A 13,097-nucleotide genomic window follows, 5' to 3' on the forward strand; every position below is an offset into this window, starting at 1 on the left:
CCGTGTCGGCGTTCAGCCCCCGAGACCGAGAGCGGCCGAAACGCTCCGGATGTGGCCGGTTTCGCGGCACCCCACCAGCAGGGTGTCCACCCCGGCCTTCTCCCACTCGGCCACCCGGGTGCGCACCACCTCGGCGTCGCCGATGATCGCCACGTCGTCGACCACCTCGTCCGGCACCGCGGCCACCGCCTCCTCGCGCCGCCCCTCGCCGAACAGCCGGACGACGTCGTCGACGACCTCGCCGTAGTCCATCCGCCGGAACAGCTCGGCGTGGAAGTTCATGCCCGGCGCGCCCATCCCGCCGATGTAGAGCGCCAGCGACGGCTTCAGCTTCGCCCGCTCCGCGGCCGGATCGTCGGTGACCACCACCTGGCAGGTCGCGGCGACCTCGAACTCCGCGCGGCTGCGGCGCGCCCCCGGCCGGGCGAAGCCCTCGGCCAGCCAGTCCTCGTACATCCCGGCGACGCGCGGCGAGTAGTACACCGCGATCCACCCGTCCGCGATCTCGGCCGTCTGCGCCACGTTGCGCGGACCTTCCGCGCCCAGCCAGATCGGCAGGTCGGCGCGCAGCGGGTGGGTGATCGGGCGCAGCGGCTTGCCCAGCCCGATCGAGCCCGGCCCGTCGTAGGGCAGCCGGTAGTGCGCGCCGTCGTTGCGCACCGGCGCCTCGCGGGCCAGCACCTGGCGCACGATCGAGACGTACTCCCTCGTCCGGGCGAGGGGTTTCGCGAACGGGGCGCCGTACCAGCCCTCCACCACCTGCGGCCCGGACACCCCGAGCCCGAGCACGCAGCGACCGCCCGAGAGGTGGTCCAGGGTCAGCGCGTGCATCGCGCACGACGCCGGGGTGCGCGCGGCGACCTGCGCCACCGAGGTGCCCAGCCGCACGCGCCTGGTCCGCGACCCCCACCAGGCCAGCGGGGTGAACGCGTCCGAACCCCAGGACTCCGCGGCGAAGACCGAGTCGAACCCGGCACCTTCCGCCTCGAGAACGAGTTCCTCCGCGTTGGGCGGCGGCGCAGCGCCCCAGTAGCCGAGCTGAAGTCCGATCCTCATCAGCGATCCTCCTCGTCCCGACGGATCCACCAGCGCCCATCCTGCCCGGATGTTGCCCCAAAATCGAGAACATGTTTCACTTCAGATCGTGACTGGGCTCTCCGAACCACTCAGCGCACCGCTCGAAGTCGGCTTCGACTACACCCGCTCCCTCGGACCGGTCCACCGCCGGTTCGCCACCGAACTGCGCGGCCGCCGCATCGTCGGCGTGCGCGGCAGCGACGGCCGGGTGCACGTGCCCCCCGTCGAGTACGACCCGGACACCGCCGCCGCGCTCGACGAGTTCGTCCCGGTCGGCACCGAGGGGACCGTGCTCAGCTGGTCGTGGATGCCGCAACCGCTGGAAGGCCAGCCGCTGCAGCACCCGTTCGCCTGGGCGCTCGTGCGGCTCGACGGCGCGGACACCCCGATGCTGCACGCCGTGGACGTCGGTTCGCCCGACGACATCCGCACCGGCATGCGGGTGCAGGTCCGGTGGTCGGCGGAGCTGGGCAACGGGATCCGCGACATCGCCTGCTTCGAACCGGTCGGCGACTCCCCCGCCGCCCCCGCGGCGGACCCCGAGCCGGTCACCATGATCACCTCGCCGGTGCACCTGCACTACCAGCACTCGGCGTCCCCCGAGGAGAGCCGCTACCTGCGCGGTCTCGCCGAGGGGCGGCTGCTCGGCCAGCGCTGCCCGGCGTGCGGGAAGGTCTACATCCCGCCGCGCGGCGCCTGCCCCACCGACGGCGTGCCCACCGAGGAGGAGGTGGAGCTGCCCGACACCGGGATCGTGACCACCTTCTGCATCGTCAACGTGCCGTTCCTCGGCCAGCGCATCAAGCCCCCGTACGTGTCGGCCTACGTCCTGCTCGACGGCGCCGACATCGCCTTCCTGCACCTGGTGCTGGGCTGCGACGCGGCGGAGGTGCGGATGGGGATGCGGGTGCGCGCGGAGTGGAAGCCCCGCGAGGAGTGGGGGTACTCGCTGCAGAACATCGACCACTTCCGGCCCACCGGCGAGCCCGATGCGCCGTTCGAGTCCTACGCCCACCACCTCTAGCGAGGGCCCGGGCGGCCCTCTCCCGAACTGCCGAGGAGTGCACCGTGGCAGACGTAGCCGTCGTCGGGTTCGCGCAAGCACCGAACGTGCGCGCCACCCACGGCACCACCAACGGGGTCGAGATGCTGGTCCCGATCTTCCGGGAAGTGCTCGACAGCACCGGGCTGGCCACCGAGGACATCGGGTTCTGGTGCTCCGGCTCGTCGGACTACCTGGCGGGGCGGGCGTTCTCGTTCATCGCGGCGATCGACGCCATCGGCGCCTTCCCCCCGATCAACGAGTCCCACGTGGAGATGGACGCGGCGTGGGCGCTGTACGAGGCGTGGGTGAAGATCCGCACCGGCGAGGTCGACACCGCGCTGGTCTACGGCTTCGGCAAGTCCTCGGCCGGGGACCTGCGCCGGACCCTCGCCCTGCAGCTCGACCCGTACACCGCGGCGCCGCTGTGGCCCGACTCGGTGAGCATCGCCGGGCTGCAGGCGCGGCTCGGCCTGGACTCCGGCGCGTGGACCGAGCGGGACATGGCCGAGGTCGCCGCCCGCAGCCGCGCGTCCGCAGGCCCCGGCGCGCAGGTCTCGGGGCAGGTCGACGTGGCCGACCTGCTCGCCGAGCCCTACATCGCCGACCCGCTGCGCGAGCACGACTGCGCACCGATCACCGACGGAGCCGCGGTGGTCGTGCTCGCCAGCGCGGAACGAGCACGTGAGCTGCACGAACGTCCGGCGTGGATCACCGGGTTCGAGCACCGCGTGGAATCCGGCAGCATCGGCTCCCGCGACCTGCTCCGGTCGCCGTCGACCACCGCGGCGGCGCAGGCCGCCGGCACCGACGGCGTCGAGCTGGCCGAGCTGCACGCGCCGTTCACCCACCAGGAGATCGTGCTGCGCGGGGCGATCGGCCTCGGCGACGACGTGACGATCAACCCCTCGGGCGGACCGCTGTGCGGCAACCCGATGTTCGCCGCGGGGCTGGCGCGCATCGGCGAAGCCGCTTCCCGCGTGCTGTCCGGTGCGGCGCAGCGGGTGCTGGCGCACGCCACCAGCGGTCCGGCGCTGCAGCAGAACCTGGTCTGCGTGATGGAGGGAAGGTCCTGATGGGCAAGCGGTTGGCGGCGGTCGTCGGGACCGGCCAGACGCACCACACCAGCAAGCGCCTCGACGTCTCGATCGCCGGGCTGTGCCGGGAGGCCGCCGAGCGCGCGCTGGCCGACGCCGGGCTGGACTGGCCGGACGTCGACGCCGTGGTGGTCGGCAAGGCACCCGACCTGTTCGAGGGCGTGATGATGCCCGAGCTGTACCTGGCGGATGCCCTCGGTGCGACGGGGAAACCGCTCCTGCGGGTGCACACGGCCGGGTCCGTCGGCGGGTCGACGGCCAACGTGGCGGCGAGCCTGGTGCAGGGCGGTGTGCACCGACGGGTGCTGGCGGTGGCATTCGAGAAGCAGTCCGAGTCCAACGCGATGTGGGCGCTGTCCATCCTGCCGCCGTTCAACATGCCGGTCGGCGCGGGCGCGGGCGGCTACTTCGCGCCGCACGTGCGCTCCTACATCCGCCGGTCCGGCGCGCCCGAGCACATCGGTGCGATGGTGGCGGTGAAGGACCGGCGCAACGGCGCGCTGAACCCGTACGCGCACCTCAAGCAGAGCGAGATCACCCTGGAATCGGTGCTGGCCTCGCAGATGCTGTGGGACCCGATCCGCTACGACGAGACCTGCCCGTCCTCCGACGGGGCGTGCGCGGTGGTCATCGCCGACGAGAGCGCGGCCGGTCGGTCCGCGGCCTGGATCCACGCGACCGCGATGCGCACCGAACCGACCACCTTCGCCGGGCGCGACCAGGTGAACCCGCAGGCCGGGCGGGACGCCGCGGCAGCGCTGTGGCGGGAGGCGGGCATCACCGACCCGCTGTCCGAAGTGGACGCCGCCGAGATCTACGTGCCGTTCTCCTGGTTCGAGCCGATGTGGCTGGAGAACCTCGGCTTCGCCGCCGAGGGCGAGGGCTGGAAGCTCACCGAGGCCGGGGAGACCGCGCTGGGCGGGCGGCTGCCGGTGAACCCCTCGGGCGGGGTGCTCTCGTCCAACCCGATCGGCGCCTCCGGCATGCTGCGCTTCGCCGAAGCCGCCATGCAGGTCACCGGCAAGGCGGGCGAGCACCAGGTGGACGGCGCCCGCACCGCGCTCGGCCACGCCTACGGCGGTGGCTCCCAGTACTTCTCGATGTGGGTGGTCGGCACCCGGAAACCGGGGGAACGATGAAGTTCACGCTGTCCGTGGCGATGAGCCCGCTGGACCAGCTCACCGGGCTGGCCCGCACCGCGGAGGAGTGCGGCTTCGCCGCCATCGCCCTGCCCGATTCGCTGTTCTACTCCGAGCAGGTCTCCGCGGCCTACCCGTACACCCCGGACGGCTCGCGGATGTGGAACGCCGAAACCCCGTGGGCGGACCCGCTGATCGCCGCGGCGGCGATGGGCGCGGTCACCTCGCGGCTGCGCTTCTACACCTCGGTGCTCAAGCTCGGGCCTCGCAACCCGGTGCTGCTGGCCCGCCAGCTGGCGTCGGTCGCCACGCTCACGGGGGACCGCTTCGGGCTCGGGATCGGGCTCGGCTGGGCGCCCGAGGAGTTCGAGTGGTGCGGCGCGCCGTACGCCAAGCGCGGTGCGCGCGTGGACGAGGCGATCGAGGTCCTGCGGCTGATCCTCGGCGGCGGGATGGTCGAGCACCACGGCGAGTTCTTCGACTTCGACCGCCTGCAGATGAGCCCGGCCCCGGCGCGTCCGGTGCCGATCTACATCGGCGGGCACACCGAGGCCGCGCTGCGGCGGGCCGCCCGGGTCGGCGACGGCTGGGCCTCGGCGATGATGACGCTGGACGAGCTGCGCACCACCATCGACCGCCTCGCCGAGCTGCGCGCCTCCTACGACCGGTCGGAGGTGCCGTTCGAGATCCAGGCGGTGTGCGTGGACCGCTTCGGCGTCAGCGGCTACCGCGAGCAGGCCAAGGTCGGCGTGACGGACGCGATCGTGGTCCCGTGGCTGTTCGACGGCCACGGCTTCGACGCCGACCTGCGCACCAAGCAGGACTCCATCCGGAAGTTCGCCGACGAGGTGATCGGCGAGTTCTGACGTTCACCCCGCGGAACCCCGCAACCCGATGGGAGGAAGCCATGGTCGAGGGCGTGCACTGGTCGGCCAGCACGGAACCGCACCCGGCGCGCGATGCGGCGCTGAAGTCGATGAGCGCGGTGGCCCGCGGCGCGAAGGACGAGTGGGTGGCCCTGTTCGCCCCGGACGGCGTGGTGGAGGACCCGGTCGGCCCGTCGATCTTCGACCCGGACGGCTGCGGCCACCACGGCCACGACGGCATCGCGGCGTTCTGGGACCTGGCGATCGCCCAGGCCGACCGCATCGAGTTCCACATCCACGACTCGTTCGCGGCCGGGAGCGAGGTGGCCAACGTCGGCCGCATCTCGACCTTCCTCCCGGACGGCAGCACCATGGACGCCGAAGGCGTCTTCGTCTACCACGTCGCCGGATCGGGCCTGATCCGCTCCATGCGCGCCTTCTGGGAGTTCGACCGGGCCATGAAGACCGTCCGCCCGGCGGAGTGACCGGAACCAGCTGAAGGGGCGCCCCGGACCACCCGGCCCGCGGCGCCCCTTTCGCACGTCCCGCCCGTTCGTCCCGCGATTTCAATGGAAATCGGAGGTCCGATTTCCATTGAAATCGTTCATCCCTGTCTGCGGACAGCAGCCGCGACGGGCGACCGGCACCGATTGCCAGGCGGGCGCTGAGGTTCCGCCACTTGCACCGCCACGCACAACGAGGCTGGAAAACCTCATGGAAATCGCGGGAGTCATGGTCAGGTGTACTGGACCTGGACCTCCTTGATGCCGTTGAGCCAGCCGGAGCGGAGGCGGCGGGGTTCGCCGATGCGCTTGATGTCCGGCATGTGGTCGGCGATCGCGTTGAAGATCAGGTCGATCTCCAGGCGCGCCAGGTTCGCACCGAGGCAGAAGTGGGCGCCGGTGCCGCCGAACCCGACGTGCGGGTTGGGGTCTCGGGTGATGTCGAAGCGCTCCGGCTCGTCGAAGACCTCCGGGTCGAAGTTCGCCGAGCTGTAGAACAGCCCGACCCGCTGGCCCTGCTTGATCGGCACGCCGCCCAGCTCGGTGTCGGCCAGGGCGGTGCGCTGGAAGGCCACCACCGGGGTAGCCCAGCGGACGATCTCGTCGGCCGTGGTCTTCGGCCGCTCGCGCTTGTACAGCTCCCACTGGTCCGGGTTGTCCAGGAAGGCGAGCATGCCGTGGGTGATCGCGTTGCGGGTGGTCTCGTTGCCCGCCACCGCCAGCAGGATCACGAAGAACCCGAACTCGTCGTCGGTCAGCGCGTTGCCGTCGATGTCGGCCTGCACCAGCTTGGTCACGATGTCGTCCATCGGGCAGCCGCGCCGCTGCTCGGCCATCTTGCTGAAGTAGCCGAGCATCTCCGCGGCCGCGACCTCCGGCTGGATGTCGTACTCGGGGTCGTCGTAGCCGATCATCTGGTTGGACCAGTCGAAGATCTCCTTGCGGTGCTCCTGCGGCAGGCCGAGCAGCTCCGCGATCGCCTGCAGCGGCAGCTCGCAGGCCACGTCGGTGACGAAGTCCCCGCTGCCGTTGGCGCGGGCCTCGGTGACGATGCGCTGCGCCCGCTCCCGCAGCGCGTCCTCCAGGCTCTTGATGGCGCGCGGGGTGAACCCGCGCTGCACGATCTGGCGCACCTTGGTGTGCTGCGGCGGGTCCATGTTGATCATGATGAACCGCTGCAGCTCGATCTGCTCGCGGGTCATGCTGTCGTTGAACCGGATGATCGCGGTGTTCTCCCGGGTCGAGAAGACGTCGGAGCGCCGGGACACCTCCTTGAGGTCTGCGTGCCTGCTGACCACCCAGAACCCGCCGTCGTCGAATCCGCCGCGCCGGTCGGGCTGGTCGTTCCACCACACCGGCGCGGTGCGGCGGAGCTCGGCGAACTCGGCCAGCGGCAGCCGGTCGGCGAGCAGATCGGGATCGGTGAAGTCGAAGCCCTCCGGAATGCGCGGTGCGACCACGGCTACCTCCTAAGCGGGGAATCCGATCAAGAAATGAAACGAGTTCTACGCTAGAGAGAAGCACATTCCGAGGGTTCAGTAAACCCCTGTAACTCGGCCCGGATCGAGCAAGTTTCAGAATTTCCGATCCGACCCACCCAGACCCCCTTGTCGAACAATAGGAACATGTTCTAATTTTGATCGACGCTGTTGTCCGAAGGGAGGACCAGGTGGGCAACCCGGTGATCGTGGACGCGGTCCGCACCCCGATCGGCAAGCGCCGCGGCCGGCTCTCCGGACTGCACGCGGCCGAGATCCTCGGCGCGGCCCAGCGCGGCCTGCTCGAGCGCAGCGGCCTCGACGGCTCCGAGGTCGACCAGGCGATCGGCGGCTGCGTCACCCAGGCAGGCGAGCAGTCGAACAACATCACCCGCACCGCGTGGCTGCACTCCGGGCTGCCGCACCAGGTCGGCTGCACCACGGTCGACGCCCAGTGCGGCTCGGCGCAGCAGGCCGCGCACCTGATCGCCGGGCTGATCACCGCCGACGCGGTGCGCATCGGGATCTCCTGCGGCGTCGAGGCGATGAGCCGGGTGCCGCTGCGCAGCAACCTCGGCGCGGACGTCGGCATGCCGCGGCCGGACTCGTGGGACATCGACCTGCCGAACCAGTACCAGGCGGCCGACCGGATCGCGGCCCGCCGCGGCCTGACCCGCGAGGACCTCGACGCCTTCGGCCTGCGCTCGCAGGACCGCGCCAAGGCGGCGTGGCGGGAGGGGCGGTTCGACCGGGAGATCGTCCCGGTGCAGGTCCCCGACGGCGAGCCGGTCACCCGCGACGAAGGGCTGCGCGAGACCAGCATGCAGGCCCTCGGCGGGCTGAAACCCGTTCTGGAGGACGGGATGCACACCGCGGGCACGTCCTCGCAGATCTCCGACGGCGCGGCCGCGGTCCTGCTGGCCGACGCCGACCGGGCGGCCGAGCTCGGGCTGCGGCCCCGCGCCCGCATCGTCGCGCAGTGCCTGGTGGGCGGCGAGCCCTACTACCACCTGGACGGGCCGGTGCAGGCCACCCAGCGGGTGCTGGAGCTCAGCGGGATGAAGATCGGCGACATCGACCTCTTCGAGGTCAACGAGGCGTTCGCCTCGGTGGTGCTGTCGTGGGCGGCGGTGCACGAACCGGACCTGGACCGGGTCAACGTCAACGGCGGCGCGATCGCCCTCGGCCACCCGGTCGGCAGCACCGGAGCCCGCCTGATCACCTCGGCCCTGCACGAGCTCGAACGCCGCGACGCCACCACCGCGCTGATCACCATGTGCGCGGGCGGAGCCCTCGCCACCGGCACCATCATCGAGCGCCTGCGCTGAGTCGTCCGGCACAGCCGTGAGCACTTTGCGGGGCTATGGCACCACGAAGTGCTCACGGGGTCAGGCACGCAGTCGGACGTCGAGCTCCTCCACGCCGGGCAGGAACCAGACGTGGCGGCCGCGGTTGGACTCGCGGACCAGCGCCTGCAGCGCCGAACTGGCCTCCAGGTGCGCGGAGATGTCGCCGATGATCGCCAACCGCACGTGGTAGTTGACGAACTTCTGCATCACCTCACCGGCGAAACCGCTGCGCAGGTCGAAGAACCGGGCGTCGAGCCGCGATGCGGGCAGCGCCACCACCTCACCGCCGTAGGACGCGCCGATCAGGTCCAGCGCGTCCTGCACGGTGGAGACCTCCGGCCCGTCCGCGTCGCACACCAGCACCTGCACACCGGCGCGTTCTTCCATCACATCAGCCATTTCCGACCTCCCCGGAGTGCAGCCCGCCTTCGAGCACGGCCTCCAGCAGGCGCAGCACCTCGGCGGTGTCCCCCGCACCACCGAGCACCACGACCTTCAACCGGTTCCGCTCCTCGTCGTAGACGGTTTGGACGCGCAGCGGACTCGATGCACCCCGAGCGGTGTTCACCCCGGCCAGCACGAGCGTGCCCAGCCGGTCGGCCGCGCTTCGGTCGACGCCGTCGATCTGCACGATGCTCGACACCTCCACCGACGTGGCCCCGACCGGTCCGGCCGACTCCGCCCGCCCGGTGAACGCCTCCAGGTCGGCACGCGCGATCCGGTACTGCTTGCCGATCCGAACCGCGTTGAGCCGACCGGAGCGGATATATCCCCGCACCGTGCGCACATGCAGACCGAGCAGGCCAGCCACCTGCTCCACCGAGTACATCTCTTCCGTCATCGTTCCGCAAACTTACCTCAATGCGGAACGATAGGGAAGGTTACGTAATGTGGACCACCTGCTGGATGCCTACCTCACGAACGTCCGCACCCGCCAAGCTCCCGTGAGTACTTTCTGGGGCTATAGGCACCAGAAAGTGCTCACGGGACGTGGACGGCCGTTAGATCCAGTCGTCGGGGTGCAAGCCGGTCAGGAAGGCTTCGAGGTCCGGGGGCGGCGGTTGCGACGTCGGGCCGAGCCCGGCATAAGCGCCGCGGTAGAACAGCAGCGGGCGTTCCGGCGTCGTCTCGCCGAGGGTGTCGACGCGGCCGACGACGATGTAGTGGTCGCCCGCTTCGTGCACCGCCTCGATGCGGCAGTCCACCCAGGTCAGCGCGCCCGTCAGGACCGGTGCTCCGGACGGGGCCGGGGTCCAGGGCACCCCGGCGAACTTGTCCTCGCCGCTGCGGCCGAACACCGTGCTCACCGGCTGTTGGGACTCCGACAGGACGTTCGCGCAGAAGCGGCCCGCGCGTTCCAAGACCGGCCAGGCGCGGGAGGTGCGGGCCGGGCAGAACAGGACCAGGGGTGGGTCCAGGGACAGCGCGGCGAAGGACTGGCAGGCGAAGCCCACCGGTCGGTCGCCGTCCACCCCGGTGATCACCACGACCCCGGTGCCGAAGTGCCCGAGGACCCGCCGGAACGCGGCCTGGTCCACCGCGACCTGCCCCACGCTCATCGGGCGCCGACGCTGAAGTCGTGGCCCCACAGGCTGACCGCGGTGCTCTCGCGGGCGATCCAGTCCTCGTCGTCGACCTGGCGGCCCTCGCAGCCGAACTCCACGTCGAAGCCGCCGGGCGTCTTCATGTAGAACGACAGCATCAGGTCGTTGACGTGGCGCCCCAGCGTCGCCGACATCGGCACCTTCCGCCGCTGCGCGCGGTCCAGCGTCAGCCCCACGTCGTCGACGTCGGCCACCTCGACCATCAGGTGCACGATGCCGCTGGGCGTGGGCATCGGCAGGAACGCCAGGCTGTGGTGGCGCGGGTTGCAGCCGAAGAACCGCAGCCAGGCCGGTTCCCCGTCGGCCCGGCGGCCGACCAGCTCCGGGGCCAGCCGCATCGAGTCGCGCAGCCGGAAGCCCAGCACGTCCCGGTAGAAGCTCAGCGCGGCGGCGTCGTCGTGGGTGGACAGCACCACGTGGCCGAGCCCCTGCTCCTCGGTGACGAACCGGTGCCCGTACGGGCTGACCACGCGGCGGTGCTGCAACGCCACCCCGTGGAACACCTCCAGGCCGTTGCCGGACGGGTCGGCGAACCGGATCAGCCCGTTGACCCGGCGGTCCGCCAGCTCCTCCGGGGTGCCCTCCTTGTACGGGACACCGGCCGCGTCGAGCCGTTCCTTGATCTCGTCCAGCTCCGCCTCGGTGGCGACCTCCCAGCCGGAGGACTCCAGCCGGTCCTGCTCGCCCGGCAGGATCACCAGCCGGGCCGGGAAGTCGTCCATCCGCAGGTAGAGCGCGTCCGGGTCCGGTCCGCTGCCCTCGACCATGCCGAGCACTTTCAACCCGAACACCCGCCACGCCTCGACGTCGGTGGCTTCGATGCGCAGGTAGCCGAGCGAACGAATGCCCACGGCGGGCCTCCCTCCACGGGCCAAGGCTTCAGTCGAGCAGGAAGTCCTTGGCGATCCGGTTGAATTCGGCGAACTTCTCCAACTGCGCCCAGTGCCCGCAGCGGCCGAACACGTGCAGCTGCGCGCGCGGGATCAGCTTCAGCGCCAGCAGCGCGCCGTCCAGCGGGTTGACGCGGTCCTCGCGCCCCCAGACCAGCAGCACGCGCTGCCGCAGCCGGTGCGCCTCCCGCCAGAGCAGGCCTTCCTCGAAGGTGTCGGGCTGCATGAACGACGCGCCCATCGCGCGCATCGCCGCCAGCGATTCCGGCGTGGACGCAACCGCGTAGCGCTCCTCGATCAGCTCGTCGGTGATCAGCGACTGGTCGTGGACCATGGTCCGCAGGAAGTCGGCGAGCTTCTCCCTGCTCGGCCCGGGCGGTGCGGCGAACGCGCTGAGCTTGCGCACGCCTTCGGTCGGGTCGGGCGCGAACACGTTCAGGCTCAGCCCGCCCGGCCCCATCAGGACCAGCCGACCCGCGCGGTCCGGGTGGTTCAGCGCGAAGCGCACCGCGGTGCCGCCGCCGAGCGAGTTGCCGAGCAGGTGCGCCCGCTCCACCCCGAGCTCGTCGAGCAGTTCGAGCAGCGCCGAGGCGCTGTGCGTGAAGTACTGGCCGTGCTCGGTGGGCTTGTCGGAGCGGCCGAAGCCCGGCTGGTCCACGGCGATGGTGCGGAAGTCCTCGGCGAACACCGGGATGTTGCGGGCGAAGTTGCTCCACGACGAGGCACCGGGGCCTCCGCCGTGCAGCATGACCACAGTGGACTTGGCCGGGTCGCCCGCCTCGTGGTAGTGCAGGGTCAGCCCGGACGGCAGCTTCGCGGTCCGGCTGGTGCTGTCGAAGGTGGTCATACCATCGTGTCCTTCACGGGTTGGCCGAACTCGCCGGAACCGAACATCAGGTAGGCGCGTTCGAGGTCGTTGGCGGCGTGCACGCGACCGGCGTGGGCGTCCCGCCAGAACCGCTGGATCGGGGTGCCCGACCACAGCGCGCGACCGCCGGAGTTCTCGAAGAGGCGGTCCACCGCCGAGATCGCCCGCGCGGTGCCGCGCACCTGGTCGCGGCGGGCCCGCAGCCGCAGCGAGAACGGGATCTCCTCGCCCGCCTTGGCCAGCTCGTACTCCTCGGCCAGGTTGTTGGTCAGCTGCAGCCAGGCCGCGTCGATCTCGCTGGCCGCGTCGGCGATCCGCACCTTGGCGAACGGGTCCTCCTTGACCTTCTCCCCCGCGAACGCCGCGCGGACCCGCTTGACCTGGTGCTCGACGTGCGCGTCGTAGGCGCCCTGGGCCATCCCGATGATCGGGGCGGTGATGGTCGACGGGTGCACCGTGCCCCACGGCATCCGGTACAGCGGCGCGGTGTTGATCTCGTGCCCGGGGCACTTGTTCTGCGACATCGCCAGGAAGCTCAGCGCCCGGTGCTGCGGGATGAACGCGTTCTCCACCACGACGTCGTTGCTGCCGGTGCCGCGCAGGCCGACGGTGTCCCAGACGTCCTCGATCCGGTAGTCGCCGAGCGGCAGCAGGTAGGTGCAGAAGTCCACCGGCTTGCCCTCGTCGTTCTCGACCGGGCCGCCGACGAACACCCACGAGGCGTGGTCGCAGCCGGAGGAGAAGCTCCACCGCCCGTTCAGCAGGTAACCGCCGTCGACGATCTTCGCCCTGCCCATCGGCGCGTAGGAGGAGGAGATGCGGGTGTTCGGGTCCTCGCCCCAGACGTCGTCCTGCGCCTGCTGCGGGAACAGCGCCAGGTGCCACGGGTGCACCCCGAGGATCGAGGCCACCCACCCGGTCGACCCGCAGGCGCTGCCGAGGAGCTTGACCGCGGTGTAGAAGTCCAGCGGATCGGCCTCGAAACCGCCGTAGCGCTCCGGTTGCAGCAGCGCGAAGAAGCCGATCTCCTGCAACTCCGCGATGGTCTCGTCCGGGATCCGGCGCAGCTCCTCGGCCCGCTGCGCCCGCTCCCGCAGGTCCGGCAGCAGTCCCCGCACCCGGTCCACGACTGCTCGACTGTCCTTCATCGGCGCTCCCGTTTCCGCACAAGCTAGAACATGTTC

The 13,097-nt window shown here is 71.0% G+C and carries 14 protein-coding genes; 6 read left to right on the forward strand and 8 right to left on the reverse strand.

Annotated features, from left to right (window positions below; genetic code table 11):
• Nucleotides 1-12 precede the first annotated feature (12 nt).
• Entirely contained in the window at nucleotides 13-1,056 is a 1,044-nt protein-coding gene (locus tag F1721_RS32640) for an LLM class F420-dependent oxidoreductase (protein ID WP_150070700.1), read from the reverse strand.
• Nucleotides 1,057-1,144: 88 nt separating this feature from the next.
• Here F1721_RS32640 and F1721_RS32645 point away from each other — a divergent pair, with 88 nt between their 5' ends.
• The 5 genes from F1721_RS32645 to F1721_RS32665 are packed head-to-tail and all read left to right on the forward strand — an operon-like array spanning nucleotide 1,145 to nucleotide 5,706.
• Nucleotides 1,145-2,101: a Zn-ribbon domain-containing OB-fold protein gene (locus F1721_RS32645; RefSeq protein WP_246155462.1), complete on the forward strand. Its 957-nt coding sequence runs from the start codon at nucleotides 1,145-1,147 to the stop codon at nucleotides 2,099-2,101.
• 44 nt (nucleotides 2,102-2,145) lie between these two features.
• Nucleotides 2,146-3,195 carry a thiolase domain-containing protein gene (locus F1721_RS32650; RefSeq protein ID WP_150070702.1) on the forward strand — a complete coding sequence of 350 codons (1,050 nt, stop codon included), beginning with the start codon at nucleotides 2,146-2,148 and terminating at the stop codon, nucleotides 3,193-3,195.
• The gene (locus tag F1721_RS32655) at nucleotides 3,195-4,355 is read left to right on the forward strand and encodes a thiolase domain-containing protein (protein WP_150070703.1); all 1,161 of its coding nucleotides are present in this window, start codon (nucleotides 3,195-3,197) and stop codon (nucleotides 4,353-4,355) included. Before F1721_RS32650 ends, F1721_RS32655 begins: the two co-directional genes overlap by 1 nt.
• A complete protein-coding gene (locus F1721_RS32660) occupies nucleotides 4,352-5,221 on the forward strand; it encodes a TIGR03619 family F420-dependent LLM class oxidoreductase (protein ID WP_150070704.1) in 870 nt (289 codons plus the stop codon). Before F1721_RS32655 ends, F1721_RS32660 begins: the two co-directional genes overlap by 4 nt.
• Before the next feature lie 41 nt (nucleotides 5,222-5,262).
• The gene (locus F1721_RS32665; RefSeq protein ID WP_150070705.1) at nucleotides 5,263-5,706 is read left to right on the forward strand and encodes a nuclear transport factor 2 family protein; all 444 of its coding nucleotides are present in this window, start codon (nucleotides 5,263-5,265) and stop codon (nucleotides 5,704-5,706) included.
• Between the two features lie 251 nt (nucleotides 5,707-5,957).
• On the opposite strand, the gene F1721_RS32670 is transcribed toward F1721_RS32665, so the two are convergent.
• Nucleotides 5,958-7,184, reverse strand: coding sequence for a cytochrome P450 (locus F1721_RS32670; protein WP_150070706.1), 1,227 nt, complete (start codon nucleotides 7,182-7,184; stop codon nucleotides 5,958-5,960).
• A 209-nt stretch (nucleotides 7,185-7,393) separates the two neighbouring features.
• On the opposite strand from F1721_RS32670, the gene F1721_RS32675 reads away from it, so the two are divergent.
• Nucleotides 7,394-8,530, forward strand: coding sequence for a steroid 3-ketoacyl-CoA thiolase (locus F1721_RS32675; RefSeq protein ID WP_150070707.1), 1,137 nt, complete (start codon nucleotides 7,394-7,396; stop codon nucleotides 8,528-8,530).
• A gap of 60 nt (nucleotides 8,531-8,590) precedes the next feature.
• Here the strand turns inward: F1721_RS32675 and F1721_RS32680 are convergent, their stop codons facing one another.
• The 6 genes from F1721_RS32680 to hsaA all read right to left on the reverse strand — a co-directional run bounded on the left by F1721_RS32680 (nucleotide 8,591) and on the right by hsaA (nucleotide 13,061).
• Nucleotides 8,591-8,950, reverse strand: coding sequence for a DUF4180 domain-containing protein (locus F1721_RS32680; protein WP_150070708.1), 360 nt, complete (start codon nucleotides 8,948-8,950; stop codon nucleotides 8,591-8,593).
• A complete protein-coding gene (locus tag F1721_RS32685; RefSeq protein ID WP_246155465.1) occupies nucleotides 8,943-9,392 on the reverse strand; it encodes a helix-turn-helix domain-containing protein in 450 nt (149 codons plus the stop codon). The genes F1721_RS32680 and F1721_RS32685 overlap by 8 nt, the downstream gene beginning before the upstream one ends.
• Before the next feature lie 160 nt (nucleotides 9,393-9,552).
• Nucleotides 9,553-10,110 carry a 3-hydroxy-9,10-secoandrosta-1,3,5(10)-triene-9,17-dione monooxygenase reductase subunit gene (hsaB, locus tag F1721_RS32690; protein ID WP_150070709.1) on the reverse strand — a complete coding sequence of 186 codons (558 nt, stop codon included), beginning with the start codon at nucleotides 10,108-10,110 and terminating at the stop codon, nucleotides 9,553-9,555.
• The gene (gene hsaC / locus F1721_RS32695) at nucleotides 10,107-11,006 is read right to left on the reverse strand and encodes an iron-dependent extradiol dioxygenase HsaC (protein ID WP_150070710.1); all 900 of its coding nucleotides are present in this window, start codon (nucleotides 11,004-11,006) and stop codon (nucleotides 10,107-10,109) included. The genes hsaB and hsaC overlap by 4 nt, the downstream gene beginning before the upstream one ends.
• A 28-nt stretch (nucleotides 11,007-11,034) precedes the next feature.
• Complete coding sequence (gene hsaD, locus F1721_RS32700; protein ID WP_150070711.1) at nucleotides 11,035-11,892, reverse strand: 4,5:9,10-diseco-3-hydroxy-5,9,17-trioxoandrosta-1(10),2-diene-4-oate hydrolase; 858 nt, start codon at nucleotides 11,890-11,892, stop codon at nucleotides 11,035-11,037.
• The gene (gene hsaA / locus F1721_RS32705) at nucleotides 11,889-13,061 is read right to left on the reverse strand and encodes a 3-hydroxy-9,10-secoandrosta-1,3,5(10)-triene-9,17-dione monooxygenase oxygenase subunit (RefSeq protein ID WP_150070712.1); all 1,173 of its coding nucleotides are present in this window, start codon (nucleotides 13,059-13,061) and stop codon (nucleotides 11,889-11,891) included. The genes hsaD and hsaA overlap by 4 nt, the downstream gene beginning before the upstream one ends.
• Nucleotides 13,062-13,097 lie beyond the last annotated feature (36 nt).

The sequence above is a fragment of the Saccharopolyspora hirsuta genome (genome assembly GCF_008630535.1).
Taxonomy (GTDB): domain Bacteria; phylum Actinomycetota; class Actinomycetes; order Mycobacteriales; family Pseudonocardiaceae; genus Saccharopolyspora; species Saccharopolyspora hirsuta.